At 48.8% G+C, this 16,036-nt stretch carries 14 protein-coding genes; 3 read left to right on the forward strand and 11 right to left on the reverse strand.

Features of this window, described 5'->3' with window-relative positions; all coding sequences use genetic code 11:
• Positions 1-580: 580 nt before the first annotated feature.
• On the forward strand, positions 581-1,600 hold the full coding sequence (locus Q0991_RS15260) for a hypothetical protein (protein ID WP_299489716.1): 1,020 nt from the start codon (positions 581-583) through the stop codon (positions 1,598-1,600).
• A gap of 17 nt (positions 1,601-1,617) precedes the next feature.
• Here the strand turns inward: Q0991_RS15260 and Q0991_RS15265 are convergent, their stop codons facing one another.
• The 10 genes from Q0991_RS15265 to Q0991_RS15310 form a co-directional block, all read right to left on the reverse strand.
• Positions 1,618-4,116 (reverse strand): hypothetical protein, encoded by a 2,499-nt coding sequence (locus tag Q0991_RS15265; RefSeq protein WP_299489718.1) that lies wholly within the window; start codon positions 4,114-4,116, stop codon positions 1,618-1,620.
• Between the two features lie 110 nt (positions 4,117-4,226).
• A complete protein-coding gene (locus Q0991_RS15270; protein ID WP_366524970.1) occupies positions 4,227-5,738 on the reverse strand; it encodes an SPFH domain-containing protein in 1,512 nt (503 codons plus the stop codon).
• Positions 5,738-7,072 (reverse strand): SPFH domain-containing protein, encoded by a 1,335-nt coding sequence (locus Q0991_RS15275; protein WP_299489720.1) that lies wholly within the window; start codon positions 7,070-7,072, stop codon positions 5,738-5,740. The genes Q0991_RS15270 and Q0991_RS15275 overlap by 1 nt, the downstream gene beginning before the upstream one ends.
• Positions 7,073-7,074: 2 nt before the next feature.
• Entirely contained in the window at positions 7,075-8,424 is a 1,350-nt protein-coding gene (locus Q0991_RS15280) for an SPFH domain-containing protein (protein ID WP_299489722.1), read from the reverse strand.
• Positions 8,425-8,528: 104 nt separating this feature from the next.
• Complete coding sequence (locus Q0991_RS15285) at positions 8,529-9,170, reverse strand: NfeD-like protein (RefSeq protein WP_299489724.1); 642 nt, start codon at positions 9,168-9,170, stop codon at positions 8,529-8,531.
• Between the two features lie 99 nt (positions 9,171-9,269).
• On the reverse strand, positions 9,270-10,547 hold the full coding sequence (locus tag Q0991_RS15290; RefSeq protein WP_299489727.1) for an aromatic amino acid transport family protein: 1,278 nt from the start codon (positions 10,545-10,547) through the stop codon (positions 9,270-9,272).
• A gap of 73 nt (positions 10,548-10,620) precedes the next feature.
• The gene (gene yidD / locus Q0991_RS15295) at positions 10,621-10,911 is read right to left on the reverse strand and encodes a membrane protein insertion efficiency factor YidD (protein ID WP_299489739.1); all 291 of its coding nucleotides are present in this window, start codon (positions 10,909-10,911) and stop codon (positions 10,621-10,623) included.
• A 107-nt stretch (positions 10,912-11,018) separates the two neighbouring features.
• Positions 11,019-11,618 (reverse strand): hypothetical protein, encoded by a 600-nt coding sequence (locus tag Q0991_RS15300; protein WP_299489729.1) that lies wholly within the window; start codon positions 11,616-11,618, stop codon positions 11,019-11,021.
• Between the two features lie 165 nt (positions 11,619-11,783).
• Positions 11,784-13,124 carry an OB-fold nucleic acid binding domain-containing protein gene (locus Q0991_RS15305; RefSeq protein WP_299489731.1) on the reverse strand — a complete coding sequence of 447 codons (1,341 nt, stop codon included), beginning with the start codon at positions 13,122-13,124 and terminating at the stop codon, positions 11,784-11,786.
• 123 nt (positions 13,125-13,247) lie between these two features.
• Positions 13,248-14,357 (reverse strand): saccharopine dehydrogenase NADP-binding domain-containing protein, encoded by a 1,110-nt coding sequence (locus tag Q0991_RS15310; RefSeq protein WP_299489733.1) that lies wholly within the window; start codon positions 14,355-14,357, stop codon positions 13,248-13,250.
• A gap of 477 nt (positions 14,358-14,834) precedes the next feature.
• Between Q0991_RS15310 and umuD (Q0991_RS15315) the strand changes: the two genes are divergently transcribed.
• The gene (umuD, locus tag Q0991_RS15315; protein ID WP_299489735.1) at positions 14,835-15,269 is read left to right on the forward strand and encodes a translesion error-prone DNA polymerase V autoproteolytic subunit; all 435 of its coding nucleotides are present in this window, start codon (positions 14,835-14,837) and stop codon (positions 15,267-15,269) included.
• 79 nt (positions 15,270-15,348) lie between these two features.
• On the forward strand, positions 15,349-15,783 hold the full coding sequence (gene umuD, locus Q0991_RS15320; RefSeq protein ID WP_299489737.1) for a translesion error-prone DNA polymerase V autoproteolytic subunit: 435 nt from the start codon (positions 15,349-15,351) through the stop codon (positions 15,781-15,783).
• Positions 15,784-15,865: 82 nt separating this feature from the next.
• Here the strand turns inward: umuD (Q0991_RS15320) and Q0991_RS25205 are convergent, their stop codons facing one another.
• Positions 15,866-15,946, reverse strand: coding sequence for a DUF4113 domain-containing protein (locus tag Q0991_RS25205; RefSeq protein WP_366524971.1), 81 nt, complete (start codon positions 15,944-15,946; stop codon positions 15,866-15,868).
• Positions 15,947-16,036: the final 90 nt, after the last annotated feature.

The following is a 16,036-nucleotide window of genomic DNA, read 5'->3' on the forward strand; positions in this document are numbered from 1 at the left end:
GGACTCACGAGGCTCCATGACATCGCAGATACTTGGAGACTGGCTCATGATTGACAGCACTTGACAGGCAGACTTTCAAGACTTGTGGGTAAGGCATAGGTCAAACACAGGTATCATCCAACCTTAGGATTTGGTAAATTTAATGCAGCTTTTCGATTCTGCAAAGCGGTAGATGAAGTGAGTAACTTTTTGAGACCTCGCCGTCGAATGGGGGAATTCGTATCTCTCTCTGATCGAAGAAAGAAGTTTATCCAAAGCGTTAGTGAACTCGAAGAAATATTCCAGGCTGCTTAACAACAAAAAAGCAAAGTTTAGGGTGAAGTATGGCTATTTTAATCTTCTTGGCTAACCAACGCTGACAATTTCTATCAGACCCCAAAATAGATGGAGTCTTAAACGACAAATTTCTTAGCTCTAGAGGAGGCGGGGAAATCAAGCCAGAGCTTCTATTTTAAGGGTATTTCTGCTTTACTACAGGCTTTAGATTGCGTTACTTTGCTGTTCTTTGACTTAATGTACAAATCCTAAGAACTTTATTTATTTTACGCTTACAATATTCATAGCTTTCAAGTATATGAGTATGTCTTCAATTGAACAAAGAGTCAGAAAAGGAGAACAGCCAGGGCAAAAACCCTGGTGGAATCGGCCTCTGATCGGCAATCAAAGTGTGACCGAACGCATCCGTTCTTTGTTTAATCGATTTCAGAGAGCGGAGATCCCTGAAAGAGCCCTTAAATCTCACTCTCAAGCATTGCAAGCAATTCATAAGCTGGTGAAGCGGGCCCAGCCGATTGATAACGAAAAATATGGTAATCCTGAGTTTTTATCCTTTGTCAGACTCAAGCGAGCCTTTGCTGAAGGACATGAAGGGTATGAGAACCTGGATCGATATCTGCAATTGTTACATGCAGGCATTTCGGCCAAAAATACCTTTGTTGCCTTAGAGCGGATGGAATTCAAATTCTATGGGTCTAAGCAAGCCATGCTCTACGACTATGTTGAAACCCTTTTCCAAAGCAATGTTCAACAAGCTGAGTTTCTTGAAAACCTCCACGCTAAATTTACTGAAGTTCAGCCCCAGCTCCGGACAGAAGACGGGAAAGCCGCATTAGAAAAATACTATCAGCATCTAGAAAAGATTACTAAACATCGATTTGGTTTTCGGCTGCTGCGCTCCTTTAAGCGCCATAAGATGACAAATTATTCCATGCTCAATACCGTTGCCAATATTATTGATGGACTGAATCGGTTGGATTTACACGACTTGGGTATCCTGAATACGGAAGTGATTGCCCATTATGAGACCTTTCAGCGCCTTGGGGAAGTTTTGGGAATGCCAGATTCCCTTAGCAACCCCAAAACCTTTGGCCGCATGCTTCAATATATTGCTCTAGAGGAAAAATACAAAAACGCCTATCCTAAATTTCAGGAACTAGTGGTCCTGCTGGAGCAGTGGTATAAACAGTTCACCGTTGCTCAGAATCTGCGCAATGAATATAATCCCAAACAATATAAGCAAGTCAAAGAATTTGCAGCAAAGATACCTGGGGTAGGACTATACAACAAATATAAGGTGTATTTTAGTGACGGCACCCCCTAACAGCTAGTCAGCACGAACTACCACTGACGGCAGATCATCTCCACATTCTGAATCGTGCCATGCAGTATTTCTGGCCCAGCTAGATGGCTCATGATGGGCAGCAGTTTTGGGATAATCTCCAGAAATTGGCAATGTTCTAAATGGACCAGGGTTCGAAGTATTTTGCACCATAAATCGTGATCCATTTGGGATGGATGAATTTGTGGGAGAAGTTGCGATAGCGATCTAGCGCTGCGGGTCTTATCCTCAAAGTTAAACGTTGCCGTCAGGGTTTGGCTAAGCATTTCCTCGGGCAAGAAAGAGGTTAAGGAGTGCAGTGCCTGCTTCCTAGCATCCCAAGTACTGAGTCTAATTGGGGGAGATGAACATTGTGCTTTTAGAGTGCCTAATAGATGTGCACAAACTTTATGTTCCTGCTGTTGATCCAAAAACGTTCGAATTTGCTGCAGCAAAGATGGTGGACAATAGGGAATAATTTCGTGAAGAAGTTTTCGCTGCCTATCCTGGTTTTTGGTCTGCCGGGCCAGGATGAAAACTTCTTTGAGCTGCTCATCCGATAGATGAGGTGCAAGCTGGTGAATGGCGATCACCTGGTTATCGCTGTCATCCATTTGGCAAGCTGCTTTGAACGCCGCAGGAAGCAGTTTGGGCCAGTGTTGGCTTAGGATCCAGTAAGCCTTAAATTGGGTCTGTTGCTCTTGACATTGCGATAGGTGATGCAATGTTGATGAAAACATTGTTTTGTCCGAGACGGCAAGCTGGCAAAGGGTGAGGATGCGAGCCGTTTCGCTGCCAAACAAGCTGACTTGAGCCTTGATTTTGGTTTGTTCTGAGGGTGGAAGATCAGGAAAAATATCGCTATAGGCCTGACCCTGTTCAAGTTCTGAAGACCAAGACTCAATGATTTCAAGCAGTTTGGCACAAATTTTGGAGGAGGGGTGATGGGTGCTAAATGACTTTAATGCTCGCCGAGCGGCGGACGTATCCTTAAACTGATCCAGAATCTTTAAGGCCAGCAACACCTCTATTTCGGATAAATATGGCGCAATTTTGCTCAATGCAGTAGCACAGGATCGCTCATGGGGCAGGGTGCAAGCCGCTTGAAACGCTTGCGAAAGGAATTGAGGATGTTCCGGCAACAGCTGGATCAATAAATCTGTTTTGGTTCCATCATCTTGAATGTTCTGAAGCAACGCTTGCACCTGGGGTAAGGGCAGATGCGAAATTGCAATGATGGTACTGAGGAGTTCTGCATAAGAGAGGGCCTCCTGCTCTACCTTTGTTTCTTGCATAAGCTGGGGGAGGAAGATGGAGAGGGTTTGGGGCCAGCGAGCAACAATTCCACAGGCTGCGACCAGGACTTCGCCCGGCGCAAGGGCTTGAGCAATGGCCATCGTCTGATCCAAAAGATCGGTGGGTAATCGGATGGCGACTTCTCGCAGGATCAGGGCCTTGTAGAAATCGGCTTCCATCTCCTCCACGATGGTGAGCAACTCACGAAACTGCTCGCCTTGTAGCTGAGAGGCTAAGGTACACAGGAGCTGGGCTTTTTGGCCGTCATCAACCTGATGCTGGATAACCTTGAATACATAGGGATGATGGGAGGGCGGTAAAACAGGAATCAGTTTTTGGAGGACTTCAAACTGGTGTCGAGCATCAGGCAGAAGTTGCAAGTAGGTGATGCATTGTGTCGATGTCCAGATCTGCCGATGGACAAAGGCTGCGACCAAGTTGGCTGGCATAGCCGTCATCCCCCGATGATGGGCAACCTGCGTTAGTGCATATCGACACTGTAACTGGATGGCTAGGGTGGGGGCTTGCTCGTACAGCTCTTCCGCAAGTTGCCAGGCTAACTGAACATCTCGGCAAAAAAAACGGGTGTAACCCTTGCGGTCGCACGCTTCATGCCACCCATTCGCGCCGGACTCTGCTTCTTCCTGCAAAAGAATATGAATTTCATTCCGGCAATCGGCAGCTTGCAGATGCCAGGTTAAATGGGCATGAATATACCCATCGTCTTCCAGGGTATGCCACAACCGTTTATTGGTGGTGGCTTGGTAGCGCTCAATCAGGGCAGCATGGGCCTCTTGAGGCTTTAGATCGTTGTTTTGGAGCAAGCTTGAATAAGCAACCTGCTGCAAAGCAACGGGGAGTTGATAAATATGCGCAAAGGGGCTGAGGCGGGCTTGGGGCCATTGCTTCTCTACCAGGATCTGTTGATCGACCCATCGTTGCAGGATTAATTCTGCTTCTTCAACGTGGCAGGTCCAAAGGGTTGCAGCCGTTTGAGCCGTAAAGGTTGCATTTTTGGCCAGAATGCCTAACCAAGAGAACTGTTGCTCTTCTGCTGCACTCAGTCCAGTGGATTGGGGACGGGTGGACGCCTCTTGATGGGTGTTGCGAGGACTTGATTGCCTTGACAGTTGCCACAGGGCAGAGAAATTTGCCCCATGGCTTAATTCATCGGTAGATCCTGCCGATGGCGGGAGAGGAAGAATAGTTTCTGGAAGGCGCACAAAGGTGAATACTAGATTTGACTGTCTTCAAACTTAGTATTCCCAATGGTTTTGGGCGATGGGACAATTATTCCTCATTCAGCTATATCAGTAGATTTCACGCATATGCGCTAAGCATTCTCCTGGATCCAAGCCTCAACAATCCGAGAGGGAATGCGAATCACGGGATGCTCAAATAAGGCTTCAATAGCTGCATCACCGCCAGCCTGTAAGGCACGTTGGAGACGGCTTTGCAGTGAAGCATCCATTTTGACGGCTGCTTCAACGGAACGTTCAGCTTGAATTCCGCCTAGCTTTGATTTAGCGACGATCTCTAAAATATGCTGAATATCAGACCGCAAAGCGGTAAAGTCTTCTTCTGCCATTTGGGGCTCGATCGGTTTGGGAGCTGGGTCTGATTTCACTATGCTCTGCACCGCCCCAGCAATATCCATACCCGTAGTATGACGAATCTGCTCGAGGAAAGCGGCAGCTTTAGTTGCGCTTCCTCCATTTGCGGTATCGACAACGGTGACATTCTGCACCGTCACATCGGGGACGGTGGCCGTGAGGGTCGATAGCAACACTTCCAGCTTTTGCAATAGGAAAATATCGCGGGCGCTGCTGCCAGCGTTTTGCCAAGATTCTGCCAGTCGCAATGTCCCTTCAGCCTGGGCTTTCCCATCTTCAATAATTTGGGCCGCATTCCCTTGGGCTCGGGCAATAGCCCGTTTGCATTCCGCCTCGGCTGGGGCCACTACATCGGCCTGGAGCTGTTGTTCAACTTGCTTGATCCGCTCTTGCTGGACCGGAATTTCAGCTTGAATCCGGGCCAATTCAGCGGCAATCTCGGCTTCCGATTCGGCGACAACTGCATCTCGTTTGGTTTTGGCATCCTGAATCCGGCGTTCGGCTTCAGCGGTGGCAATCCCGATATCTCGGTCTAACCGCTTGAGGGAAGTGATTTTTTCGTTCTCCGCCGATTGAATCGTTGATTCTGCCTGGGCTTGAGCTTCAGAAATTCGGGCATCGCGCTGGAGGTCCGCTTGCTGTTTGCGGCCAATGGAATCGAGATAGCGAACATCATCGGAGATATTTTGGATTTGCAGGGTATCAAGGACCAAGCCGAGCTGTTCTAAATCATCCTCAGCTTCCTCTAACAGGCTTTTGGCAAAGGCAATTTTGTCCTCATTCACCTGTTCGGGCGTTAAGCTGGCCAGAACGCCCCGTAAGTTGCCTTCTAGGGTTTCCTTGGCAATTTGTTCAATCTCTTTCCGGCTTTTGCCCAGCAGACGCTCAATGGCATTGTGAATGGTGGGTTCTTCCCCAGCAATTTTGATATTAGCCACGCCTTCCACCTTAAGCGGGATGCCTCCCTTGGAATAAGCGTTAGAAACTCGCAAATCAATAATCATATTGGTGAGATCCATCCGTAAGGCTCTCTCCAAAAGCGGCACTCGAACACTTCGGCCGCCTTTGACCAGGCGATATCCGACTCGTTTGCCATCGGCGGATCGCTGACTTCCACCTGCAAAGATAAGGACTTCACTGGGCTGGCAAATGTAAAGGAGATTGCGGATCACTAGGGCAAGTGCGCCCGTTCCCAACCCCATTACACTCAAAAGGGCAATTATTACTTCCATTACGAATCTCCGTAGCTACCACTGGGTTGTTTGAGGGTGCCAATAACATCAATGCCGAGGGTCTGATCAACTCGCTCGAGGAAATGACGCACCATTTCGGGATAAGCATTGACTAAGCTGGCGATCGAGTGACCATTGCCATTGTCGATCACATTTACTCGTTCTAAATTGACGCGATTGGGGATAGTTGCGGCTTGTTGCAACACCATTTCAATTTGCTGAATTAAAAACACTTCATTGGCATGGGCTCCCATCTTTGACCACACCTGGGATAACAAATCGTTGACCTGGGCAGAGGCTTTGGCATTTTCTCCTAGGCTAGCTGCTGCGCCTCGGGCTTGCAGTTCCTTCGCTTGCCGTTGGGCTTCTGCGGGAAGCACCTCATCAGCTTCTAGACGCAACCGTTCTAAATCGGCCCGCATAGCCTGAAGCTGCTGCTCGGCTCGGGCACGAGCTTCTTTGCCTGCGGCAATGGTCCGTTCTTCTTCGGATTTGGCCCGCTGTTCTAACTCCGCTTTGATTTTTCGCAGTTCGTTTTGCTTTTGTTGAATAATGGCAAGAGCTTGGGTTTGGGCCACTTCGGAGCGTTGCTGGCAATTGGCCTCAATCCGCTCGGCCTCTCCAATGGCATTAGATTCAGCAATTTCCGCATCCCGAACAATTTGGGCAATTTGCCGCCGACCAATCGAACTCAGATAATCCACTTCATCGGACACACTCTGAATTTTAAGGGTGTCGAGTTGGAGTCCTAATTTCACCAATTCTCTAGAAACGTCCTGGGCAATCCGCTCAGCGAATTGCAGCCGATCTTCATTAATTTGCTCTGGGGTGAGTAAGGCAACCACGCCTCGCAAATTCCCTTCCAGGGTCTCTCTGGCGACCCGGAGTATCTCTTTGCGATCGCGGTCCAAAAACCGTTCAATGGCATTGCCCACCACGTCTGGATCGCTAGAAATTTTAACGTTGGCGATGGCTTGAATATCCAGCGGTGTCCCTCCCTTGGAATACGCATTCTGTACTTCTACGGGCACGGGCATGGTGGTCATATCCATTATGGTTACCGTTTCCAGAATGGGAATGGATAAGACCCGCCCCCCGAAGATGACGCGATAGCCGACGGTCTGTCCATCTTTGTTTTGATGTTTACGGCCCGACAAGATCAAGATTTCATTCGGATTGCAGATGCGGAGAAAGCTTTTAAGGAGCCCAACAACCAAAAGTACGAACAATGACGATAGGGTAATAGCCACGAATAAACCCGATCCACCGATGTCTGCTAGCTGGTTGAGGATGGCTTCCTTCACCAGATCTAGCAGACCTAGAATCCAGTCCATTTCTATTCTCCTTGGTCCTGACGCTGCGCTTTCAGGGTGCCCGTGACATCAATACCTAGGGTTTGGTCGACGCGATCGAGGAATTGGCGCACCATTTCGGGATAAGCATTGGCCAAGCTGGCAATGGATTGGCCATCGCCGTTATCAATCACATTCACCCGTTCTAAGTTAACCCGATTGGGAATTTCTGCGGCCTGTTGCAGCACCATTTCAATTTGCTGAATTAAGAAGACCTCAGCGGCATCAGTCCCCGTCTCTTGCCAGACTTTAGACAGCATATCGTTAACTTGGGCGGCGGCTTTGGCATTTTCTCCCAAGCTTGAGGCTGCCCCTCGGGCTTGGAGTTCCTTCGCTTGACGTTGAGCTTCTGCCGGAAGCACCTCATCGGCTTCTAAGCGTAACCGTTCTAAATCGGCCCGCATGGCCTGAAGTTGCTGCTCAGCTCGAGCACGGGCTTCTTTCCCGGCGGCGATGGTGCGCTCTTCCTCAGATTTTGCCCGCTGCTCCAGTTCCGCTTTGATTTTGCGTAGCTCGTTTTGCTTTTGCTGGACGATGGCGAGGGCCTGGGTTTGGGCCACTTCGGAGCGTTGCTGGCAGTCGGCTTCAATACGCTCGGCTTCCCCCATCGCGTTGGATTCCGCAATCTCAGCATCTCGAACAATTTGGGCGATTTGCCGCCGACCAATGGAGCTAAGGTAGTCGACGTCATCGGCGACACTCTGGATTTTGAGGGTATCCAGTTGAAGCCCCAATTTTGCTAGTTCTCGGGACACATCCTGGGCAATCCGTTCGGCAAATTCCAGGCGGTCTTCGTTAATTTGCTCCGGTGTCAGCAGGGCGACGACGCCCCGCAGGTTCCCTTCCAGGGTTTCTCGGGCGACGCGGAGTATTTCTTTGCGATCGCGATCGAGGAATCGCTCAATCGCATTCCCCACTACCGACGGATCACTAGAGATTTTGACATTGGCAATCGCTTGGATATCCAGTGGTGTTCCGCCCTTGGAATAAGCATTGGTCACTTCAACGGGCACGGGCATGGTGGTCATGTCCATAATTTTCACCGTTTCCAAGATGGGAATCGAAATCACCCGGCCCCCAAAAATAACGCGATAACCAACGATTTGACCACTCTTAGTGCGATGTTTGCGACCCGATAAAATCAGGATTTCGTTGGGATTACAAATGCGTAAAAAACTCTTGATAAACCAAACGACCAGAATAACGGCAAAGATCGACACTGCAATCGGCACTGCCGGAAGTCCCGGTTCCTCTATATCGACTCGGGTTGAAGATTCAACTTGGGCAATCCATTGGGATTGCTCTCGGATGGGCTGGTCAATAGACTCACTCATAGGCTGAAATTTCCTGCTACTTACCATGTCAAAAAAAACACAACAATGTAACGACAAAATGGATACTGAAATCCGCTACTAGGTGTTATTTGCAGCTCTAAAACTTAGGATGCGCCCCTACCTAAGGCATCGGGCGGCTGATTAAAGGAATCACTAGAGACCACCCAAACTCGGTTATTCTGTGTCCCCACGACTACAACCTGCTCTCCGGGCTGGAATGAACTATTGCCATCAGTAAAGGCTACGACTTCCAGGAGGCTGCCCTTTACTTTCAAGCGGACTTTGCCTCGGGTTTGAGCATCAAAGGGGATTTCAACGGTGCCTGCGAGTCCCACCAAATCGTCATGACAAATCAGACTATCCGTTTGTTGGTGGCGGAGATACAGCAGTAGCCCGGAGATGGCAGTTCCACAGAGCAGCCCCATCGCAATTGCAATCAGCGTAATTGCTAGAGCGGGCAACCCAGTTTGCAATGCACTCAGCAGAATGCCTGTTAGGCCAAAAAAACAACTGCCAAAGGTCCAGAATTTAAGGTTTTTAATCAGCCCTAAAAAGGGGAACTTGCGGCGTTTATTAGGGGTGGAATCAAAGGTGGAGGAGGGACGGGCTTTGGGATCAAATAGTTCGACATCAGAGTCTAGTCCCAACTCATCTAGTTCAAACTCAATCCCATCTAGACCACCAACAACAGCTAAAAGAACAAAAATACCGCCAATTAGAAAGCAAGACCAATACAGGGTCAGCATTACTGAATACACCTAGTAAGCTACTTCAATCTTAGCGATTAGATTTCCCAAACGTTGGGAATCCCCATCATTCTTAAAGGAGTTTGGGAATAGATCGGTTTAAGCTGTAACCATCGTTAATAATTGAATGCCAATGACACCGATTGCGAGGATGACCATCATCGTGAGAGTCGCTCGCCCTCCGGGAACTAGCGTTCGACTCGGTAGATCGATTGTTGCTGATCGGTATCGGAGTTTCCAGGCCATCACTGCAGGCAGGATGCCACCTAGGATCGAGATGCTGAAAGCCCCCGCATAGTCTAGAGCCGTAAAGAAGATATTGGGATTTAGGGTTGATAAACCTAACGCTGGCAGAAAGATAACGGAATAAAACGGCAGTCGATTGTCTGCATTCAGTTCTCTCACCTTCAGGGCGTCCATCAGAAAATCTAGCAGCCCATAGGTAAAACCAATAAAGGACGTTGCGATCGCAAACTCAGAAAAAACCGACACCACAAGACCAAGACCCGGGAGATTGGTATTGTTTCGGAGTAATTCAAGGGGGTCAACCCTTTCGCTTCCCGGGCTGAGGCTAGACAATCCACCGATACTCCCAAGAATCACGGCATTCCAGACTAAAAACATCAGTAAGGGAATCACCGAGCCCACCACAATAGACTGTCGGATTTTACTCAAGTCTCCTTCCAATTGGGTGGTCACAACCGGCACAATATTGTGGTAGAACAATGCCACCAGCATGATCGAAACCGCTGGACTGATCGCAGGCCAGTTTTGGTGAATCAGCTCTCCTGGATCAATGTGAGAGCCACTCAGGACCAGCAGAACCATAAACGTCGTAATAACGATGGCAACAAAAGTGCTATTAAATCGTGCCACCAGTTTTTCACTTCCCCCATACAGTAAACCGCCAAATACAAGGGCAAACAGAGTGGGTCCAGCCCAATCCGGCGCATTCACCCCTGGGATGTGAGCCATCGCACTGGCAAGAATGTCACCCCCTTGGGCCATGTAAGCGACTAATAAAGCATAGTGAAGAAAAAGATACGCACCCCCCGATACATTGGCAATCGATGGACCGAGAGTACTTTCTACCATGCGCAATAGCCCAATATTCGGTTGACCAGAGCGGCGCATACATCGCACATTCACTTCAGCCAGTAAAAGAGCTGCGACCAAGGCATACACCCAAACCACGATCAGCATACAGGTGGATGGCAAAAAGCCCGCTGGCTGGGTTATGGCCGGAAGCGCTAAAATTCCTGCCCCAACGGTTGTGCCAGCGACTAAAGCAATCGCAGAAACCCGTTGATCGGGTGCCCGTTTGAACTGAGCGTCAGCTACATCCAATTGCGAAAACAGTCGATCGTCAAATTGCAAACTGGTCCTCGAATTCCGAATAAAGACATTAACTATTATTTTACTTTATGGAATTCAATGATTGTTTACAGAACTATATCTCTGGCTCTTCATCCTCAACCGACGGTCGATTCACCCTAGGACAAGCAGTTTGAGTCAGTGAGTTTTGCTCAGGCTCGGGGACTGGATCATAGCCTCCGGGATGAAAGGGATGGCAACGACTAATCCGTCGAAGGGCGAGCCAACTTCCTTTCACGACCCCCCAAGTGGCGATTGCCTCCATCGCATAGGCGGAACAGGTGGGCTGAAAACGACAGGAAGGTGGGAATAGGGGAGAGATGATGTTCCGGTAGCCTCGAATCAATCCAATCAGCAGAGTTTTCATGTCATACCCCCAAACAGAAAGCAGAGACATCTGTTAGAAAGTCTCTGCTTTTGAATATATGTCACAAAACAGTTCGGGAAAAGGCTTGCCGCAGCTCAACTACAGATCTACCACAGAGCTGGAATAGGTTCTGAAGGGATGGGATCGGGCTCAGCACCACCGAAGGGAACGATAGGCTCTTGAACCGGAGGGGCAACAACAGGGGCCGCAGCTCTGGGGAGACATACTTTGCTCGCCCAGGTGTTTTGATACTTGGTAACCATAATCTCTTTACCCGGCTCCAATTCCAACCTGGAGATAGTGCCTTGGGAAATGCGGGTGTCAACAGGAGCGTCAGCGCCTTCAGGTAAAAGCGTAACGGTTTGGCTTTCTAAATCGACATCTGTGATCGTTCCGCGAATGACCTCATCGACAGCAGGCGGCTGTACTTTAGAGACCATGCCGGCATCATCGACATCAAATCCAACCAGATCGCCTTGATTCAGGGGTGTAGTGGTTCCCTCAGGCACGGAATAAGACTTGTTCGTGCCATCCAGCAGCCGAACCTCAAGATTCTGACCATTATAGGATCGAACAATCCCATAGTTGCCGGGCAAAGATTGAGGATCAATGCTTGATTCTTGGGCAAGGCTGACGTTCGCCGGAACAATGGAGGCGAGCGTGGTAACTAGTAATGATATGCCTGCTCCAGTTAATAGGTTTTTCATTGGCACTACTCTTGCAGATTTGTTTGCATGCTAGATACCTCCAGCCGATATGCCAATTATGGCGCAGAAGATTAAATATGCCTAGGTCTAGCGGTGAATGATTCATATCCACCAGCTATATTATGCATATTTTTACGAAATTAAAATTATCTAACCATATTTTTTTCAATTTTTCATATCTACCAACCCTGATGAAGAGGCACGGAAGCCAGCGCTGGAAAGGGCTTGCACAGCTAAATGTTCATTTTGGACGCGAAATTGGGCACCTAAGCGAACCAGCTGACTTTTCTGTTGTCCCTGAATTTTGGCAATGACTGAAACTTTGGCACTGTTGTCTTCCCCCGCCTGCTGACGCAAAATTTCTTTCAAGCGTTGTTGCTGTTGAATATTGCCAGCATCTTGAGCCGGGATTTCGACCATGACCAGTCGCACTTCTTCGATCGGCTCAGCATCTTCCACAATCAGCTGAACCCGCTCGTCCCGTCGATCGACTTTGCCCCAAATCATCAAGCGGTGGTCTGCCTCAATATAGGCACCAATGCGTTCAAAACTCCGGGGAAAGACTACCCCTTCCGCCTTCCCCGAGAGATCTTCCATTTGCACAATTGCCATTCGGTCACCTTTTTTAGTGATGATCGGTTTCACTTCAGTCAGTAACACAATGGCACTAACGGTTGTTTTTTCCGGCTGTTCCTCTAAATTCGCCAAACTAATTGGAGCCATTAGCCGGGCGGGACGCTCAATTTCGCGGAGGGGATGATTGGAAATATAGAATCCTAAAATCTCTTTCTCTAGCTTCAGCTTTTCGGATTCCTGAAAATCTTCAACCGGCTCAGCTTTAGGGGCCGTTTCAATGGATGAAGGTGCGTCTGTATCGCTGCTGATGGTGTCGAAGAGATTGCCTTGACCAATGGCTCGATCCTTGGCCCGTGACTGGGCCCATTCCAAAATCAGCGCTAGATCATGAACCAGTTGATTGCGATTGGCGTCAAATTCATCTAAGGCACCGCTGTAAATCAGGGCTTCTAAGGCTCGTCGATTGACCACGCGGGGATCAACGCGATCGCAGAGTTCTGCTAAGGATGTAAAGTTGCCATCCTCGGCTCGGGCCGCCAGGATGGCTTCAATCGCGCCCTGGCCCAAATTACGCACGGCGGATAGTCCAAACAGAATATTTTGATCTAAAGGAGTAAAGTCCACCCCCGAGCGATTAATATCTGGAGGCTCCACTTCAATCCCCATACTTAAGGCCGTGGCAATATATTTCTGAACTTTATCCTGATCTCCGCTGTTGGCAGTGAGCAATGCCGCCATATATTCAACGGGGTAATTGGCCTTGAGATAAGCCGTTTGATAGGTAACGTAACCGTAGGCCGTTGAGTGGGATTTGTTGAAGCAGTTGGCCGCCACCCAACCCTCGGCAATTAAAAAGTTATGGTCTTGGGCAAGGCCAATATCATAGACGGATTGAATACCAAGGGAGCGACGCTGGACAATCTTCACCACAGTGATAATCCTGAAAAAAGGGAGGTCGTATCAATAAGCAGGTTCTCCCTATCTTAGGTCGAAAAAGAGTTCTCGCCCGCTGTATCGCTTAAGCATCGAAATTTTGTAACCTTGCTTTAAAGTTCAAGCGGCTGGATGAATGTGTTGGTTGATCTGCACCTGTCGCTGGTTCATCGTTTTCTGAAACAGCGGGGTGGGAACGGCTGCTTCCACAGGCCAAACCCCTGGCTTGTTGAGTTCTTGGTTAAGGATCAGTTGCGCGATGCTGCCCGTACCATATCCTGCTGCGATCGCAGTATCTGGCAACACCAGAGTAGACACCGCTTCAGTCGGCTGTCCGTCCAGCAAACCCGTAACGGCAGAGCGCATTGCCACCCCTGTGCCACTCCAGCGATCCGTCAGTTTTGTCGTCATAAAGCCCCCCCAAGCCAGAAATTCGATCATCTGGCGGTTTTGTAACCAGGTTTTGGGCATCCAGTGGGCCAAAGCCCAGGTAATACCGTTGTAAATCTCTGGCACTGATCCAAACTTGGTGATCACGGACTGCACAGGAAACGTTTGCGGCAGGGTCAGCCGTTCAGGCACATCAAACCAAAACACATTGACCCGTCCGTAAGGGGGCGGAAACAGAATGGTTTCTCGACCGCTATAGGGTTGGACGGGCTGCCATTCGCCTTGCAGCCAACCGGCAAACGGGGCGAGCAATCCCAGAAACGTGGTTCGCATAATGGTGATGCCAGCTCCCCCTGTGCCAGCTACGACATAGCTCAGATGAATGGTATCGGCCCGCTCCAAGGCTTCGACATTTTGGCGGACCATGCTATTGGAAATTCCGGGAAAAACTCCCGTGTTAATAATGGCAGTAATACCCGCAGTTTGGGCCTGTTCCTGATACTGCAACGCTCTTTCCGTAAAGGACGGATGATCGCTGACATCTAAATAGTTGATCTGGTGGTGAATACAACTTCTTAAGACCCGAGCATCCCGATCATGAAACGGACCTGCACAGTGAATCACGAGATCCTGGTTTGCGATCGCCCGCTCTACAGATAATTGATCATCAAGTTCCAGCGGGATGGCTCTGGCCCGTGGACCCAACTGCCGAGCCACCTGCTGACCAGTCTTTGACTCTCGGCTTGTCAACGTAACAACAACATCAGGTTGGTTTAATAAATCCGCAACAACACTCTGTCCAATTCGTCCTCCCCCACCCACCACAAGAACCTGGTTCATAACGTCGCTTGGGCGCCCCTTTGCCAACGGGTCGTACATTACCAGGATGACACTAATGGCTTAGCATTTGGAAAGTCCTAGCCATTACGTTCGGATATTCATAGGTGCGCACTTGGCCCCAATCATCCACTGCACAAATTCTTAAGTCCACTGAAACATCGAATAACCAGGGGGTTGGCGTAGGTATAAGATTCACATTTTCTACACTTATCTCCTTAATCCCTTCTGATCGAGGGAAAGAATGCATCAGTACTTGAGTGTTGAGAGCCTGGGAAATAGATCAAGGTGAACCAACCTAAATCAAACCGCACCATATGATTGCGAGCAGCTCTATGGGACAAACCAACATGATGACACCGTCCTAGCACGTGCAGTTGAAATCCAGGTAATCACAGCATTTTTATTTGCATCGCCGGATATTCTCCCAAAAAACTGTGCTAGGCTTTTATAGTACATATGAACTAAAGCACTTCACCTATGTTCATTCGATCCATTCATCAGATCGGGTGGGCAGATTCCCCCTGTCTGCCCCTGCTTCTTAACCCCATATCGGCGGGGTTTCCATCACCTGCTGATGATTTTTTACAAAGTATTCTAGATTTGCAAGAGGCCCTGGTGCCTCGCCCCACTGCCACCTTTATGATGCGGGTCAAAGGACATTCTATGACGGGGTGTGGCATCCATTCAGGGGACTTGCTTATTGTGGATCGCTCCATTGATCCAGTGGATGGGGCGGTGGTTATTGCGGTTTTGGAAGGAGAATTTACTGTGAAGCGATTTCGAAAATCCGGAGGGAGGATCATGTTAGTGGCGGAGAACCCTGACTTCCCGCCCATTGTGGTCTCTCAGGAGATGGATTTCTATATCTGGGGAGTGGTTACCTTCAATGTGCATGGACACGGGATACACTGACTCCATTTTGTCAAAATTACAGTTGCCTATGTTTTTCGCAAAACCTGTGCCACATTTTTATAATACATACACACCAAATATGTTCATTCCATCGATTCATCCGGCTAAGGGTACAGATTCATTGTGTTTACCCCTCATCCTAGATTCGGTTTCAGCGGGGCTCCCTTCTCCCGGAGGTGACTTTCTCCAGAGCACTTTCAATTTGAATGAAGCGTTGATTCCCCGCCCAGCAGCGACTTTTTTAATGCGAGTGCGTGGAGACTTACTACAAGACTTTGGTCTCAACTCTGGAGACTTGATCATTGTGGATCGCTCAGTTGAACCCATCGATGGGGCCGTCATCATTGCCGTCGTGGAGGGGGTTTTAACAGTGAAACGATTTCATAAGTCTAAAGGGACGATCCGGCTGGTTCCTGAAAATTCTTACGCCCCACCTATCGTGATCACAAAGGAAATGGATTTCTATCTCTGGGGGGTGATTACGCACATTGTTCATTGTTTGTTAGTCGAGTGAAACAGCGAACTGCTCGGGTGGATATGTTGAATACATGGTTGTGAATCAATAAACCGATCAGCTTTGAGGAACACAACCATTCCTAGCTCACCACAGGAATATCCTGCCACCGTGTTGTATAGGCCGGGGTTATCATGCCTCGCTTCATGGACCAACAACTCATTTCGGGTTTTTATCCAGTTGACCCAACAAATCGGCTGTTTAACCTACATGAACAACAAAGAAAGAAGAAACAGGCAATTGCATCGCCTCA

It is taken from the genome of Acaryochloris sp. IP29b_bin.137, from assembly GCF_028285745.1.
GTDB lineage: Bacteria > Cyanobacteriota > Cyanobacteriia > Thermosynechococcales > Thermosynechococcaceae > Acaryochloris.